Source organism: Paramesorhizobium salinisoli, assembly GCF_003335045.1.
In the GTDB taxonomy this organism is placed as follows: domain Bacteria; phylum Pseudomonadota; class Alphaproteobacteria; order Rhizobiales; family Rhizobiaceae; genus Paramesorhizobium; species Paramesorhizobium salinisoli.
On sequence record NZ_QOZG01000058.1, the window covers coordinates 1 to 2,842 of the forward strand.

4 protein-coding genes and 2 pseudogenes are annotated in these 2,842 nt (G+C 57.6%); 2 read left to right on the forward strand and 4 right to left on the reverse strand.

Annotated features, from left to right (window positions below):
* From DUT91_RS24645 to tnpA, 3 genes and pseudogenes are all read right to left on the reverse strand, one after another.
* On the reverse strand, positions 1 to 353 hold a 353-nt coding region (locus DUT91_RS24645), incomplete at its 3' end, for a transposase (RefSeq protein ID WP_200835087.1).
* 45 nt (positions 354 to 398) lie between these two features.
* Positions 399 to 752, reverse strand: coding sequence for an IS66 family insertion sequence element accessory protein TnpB (gene tnpB, locus DUT91_RS24650; protein ID WP_037436657.1), 354 nt, complete (start codon positions 750 to 752; stop codon positions 399 to 401).
* Positions 749 to 1,193, reverse strand: a pseudogene (gene tnpA, locus DUT91_RS27640) (IS66-like element accessory protein TnpA). Before tnpA ends, tnpB begins: the two are co-directional and overlap by 4 nt.
* Before the next feature lie 237 nt (positions 1,194 to 1,430).
* On the opposite strand from tnpA, the gene DUT91_RS24660 reads away from it, so the two are divergent.
* Entirely contained in the window at positions 1,431 to 1,742 is a 312-nt protein-coding gene (locus DUT91_RS24660) for a GNAT family N-acetyltransferase (protein WP_114443017.1), read from the forward strand.
* A 57-nt stretch (positions 1,743 to 1,799) separates the two neighbouring features.
* Positions 1,800 to 2,489 (forward strand): transglutaminase-like domain-containing protein, encoded by a 690-nt coding sequence (locus DUT91_RS24665; protein ID WP_160113717.1) that lies wholly within the window; start codon positions 1,800 to 1,802, stop codon positions 2,487 to 2,489.
* Positions 2,490 to 2,715: 226 nt separating this feature from the next.
* On the opposite strand, the pseudogene DUT91_RS24675 reads toward DUT91_RS24665, so the two are convergent.
* Positions 2,716 to 2,842: pseudogene (locus tag DUT91_RS24675) on the reverse strand (IS630 family transposase); the annotation flags it as partial.

Consider the following 2,842-nt stretch of genomic DNA (forward strand, 5'->3'; position numbering starts at 1 on the left):
CGTTTGCGCGTGAACGAACGTACGCTCGAGGTCTTGGCGGCAGCCGCCTGCGCTGCGGCTTCATCCATCACCAGTTCTTCGAGCTGCAATTCCATCTGGTCGATCAGGCGCGCCGTGCGCTCGGATCGCCGGCCGCGCAGTTCACGCTTCAGCTTTTCGATCGCCAGTTCCAGACTGGCAATCAAGGCCTCGCTGTCCGACAGCATGGCCTGCGCATTGGCGGCTTGCGCCACCGCAATGTCACGCTCGGCAACAACGACATCACGTTCAGCCTGTAACACCTCGCGCTCGGAAAGCAGCGCCAGATAGGCGCTCGCAAGGTCCGCAGGAAGATCCACAGGCTTCGAAGTCATGAAGCCATTCGATCAGATTCACTCAATATTTTCAATGTAATAATGCTATCCGACCCGTGTCGGACGCCAGGTTTCCTGCGGATTGCGCCAGTCGATCCCGGACAACAAATAAGACAATTGCGCCGGTGAGATCGCTACCGCGCCGCCCTCCATATTCGGCCAGATAAACCGGCCCTTCTCCAGCCGCCGCGTAAAAAGGCAGGCGCCCAGACCATCATGCCAGATGATCTTCAAAATATCCGATCTGCGACCCCTGAAGACGAAGAGATGCCCTGACAGCGGATCATGCTTCAGAACCTCCTGCACCCGAAGCGCCAGGGAGGGAAAGCCACAGCGCATGTCCGTATACCCCGTCGAAAGCCAGACCTTGACCCCTGTTCCCATCGGAAACGGATTCACCGCAGCGCCTCCAGCCCGCGCAGGATCCGAAGCAGCGCTTCAACGTCGACATCGCGTCCCACGATCACACGGCGACCATTGGCGCTGACAACCTCCATAAGCCCACTTTGTGCCGTCGAAGAATTGGTCGGCGCAACAACCGGCATGCCTGGCTCCGGGACCAACAGTGCAGGAATAAACCCTTCACTCCCCCGGCCATTGCCGAGCCGTCCCTCGAGCTACTTTACGCCAATCGTTCAACTGAAAGCGTGTGATCCCATGGCGACGTGCTGTTGCCGTGACCTGACGTGGGGCGGAATAACTCTCCGCCACGATCGCAAGTTTGGCCTCGTTGCTGAAACGGCGACGCCGCCCGCTATCTACAATCTCCATACGGCTAACTTGCGGCCGCTTCTCTATCGTTAAATCCACGGTTCTCACACTGTCTATATTGACGTCCATATAGACAGAACATCCAGTGCGCCTCACTTCTCAGCAAGGCGGCCCTCCTCGCAGGCGTACTTTGATCTGGCATAACCATTCACTCATTCACCCGCATTCAGCCTGCACGAGGAATCGTAGCCCGGATGGGCGGAGACCGCTTGCGGGCTTCGTGGCGAGGCCATAGAGCCCGGCCGCGTAGCGGCGTGCCCAACAACTTATCCCTGCCTTGGTGCGCTCCAGGATCGCCACCGGCAGATGCGCTTCCTGTCCTTCAGATCCATTTCGGAGTTTGCCGCCGAAGTTCACGTGATGGGTGTCAAAGCTGGTTGGCACCGGATGGGGATCGGCCGAGCGTTGATAGAGGTCGCAAAGGACCATGCGGTGAGCAAAAACGCCCGTTACCTCACGGTGAAGACGATTGCGGCGTCAAAGTCCGACGAAAATCATGCCGCCACCCGCGCTTTTTACGAGTCCGTCGGCTTCCTGCCCATCGAGGAATTCCCAGCGCTTCGGGGCGCAGGTAATCCCTGCCTGTTCATGATCCAACCGCTCGAACACCATCCTTAGAGTGTCATTTCGCCCTCAGCCGGAACCGACCCCACCATGCTTGCGCGGATTTTAGCAATGGACGACGCGCCGCTGGACGTTGTGCGCGCGCCCGAGAAAAGACTGTTGACCACCTGTCGCGACGGTGCCGTTCTACTTTGCGCAATGCTTCGCAGTTCCGGTGTCCCAGCGCGCGTTCGATATGGTTTTGCGCATCTTCTTTATGAGCCGCGGCAGATTCTGCATGATCATGTTGTGGTGGAATATTGGAGCGGGGAAAACTGGCGCATCGCCGATAGCCGCCTTTCGCAAGCCTTCCGGCACCGGCACGGCCTTAACTCTCTCGATCCGGTCAATATTTCTCCACAGCTTTTCCTAAGCGGCGGCGAGATCTGGAAACGTGTGCGAAACGGCGAGTTGCCTGCGCGAGCACTCAGCGCTATGCGCGGCAATGACCAATACGGTCTATGGAAGGCTCGCAATCTCCACATCTACGACCTTTCCTCGTTGAGCGGTGTCGAGCCGCTTTTATGGGATGCGTGGGGAGTGATGCTCTTCCAGCCGCAAGGTGTACCCCCACAAGCGCCCGAGCAATTCGAGTTTCTGGATATGATGGCCGATCTTGCCACTGTCACCCCGCAAGATTGTGATGCGCTTGCCGGAATTTTCAACGCAGCCGAGGATATGTATGCACCAGACGAGATCGTATCGTTCAGTCCGGTTGTCGGCAAAAGTACAATTCGCTTGATGCGTGCGGAGGCGGCCTGAAAACATGCCAGTTAGCATTGAAACCATAAGCAGCTTCGTGCCCGAAACGCGCCTAGATGTGCTGCGCGACCATGCCACGCTTGGGATTGACTCGGCAGTGGCGCGCGTGATTTCGCAAATCTACGAATTGCCGAGTTGTCCGGTTTCGAATTGTAGCGACGAGGAACTCTTGTTCAATGCCGCTCTCGGACTCGCAGACATCGAGCCAGCTCATCGCATCGTTGCGCTAGTGGATTGATTCCAACGTTTGGTGCCCCCGTTTAACAGCTGCGATGATCTTGTCGGGGTTGGCTTTCCAGATGAATGGCTTTGGTTCCAGATTGTGCTCTTTGACGAAGCGGTTGATGGCGGCC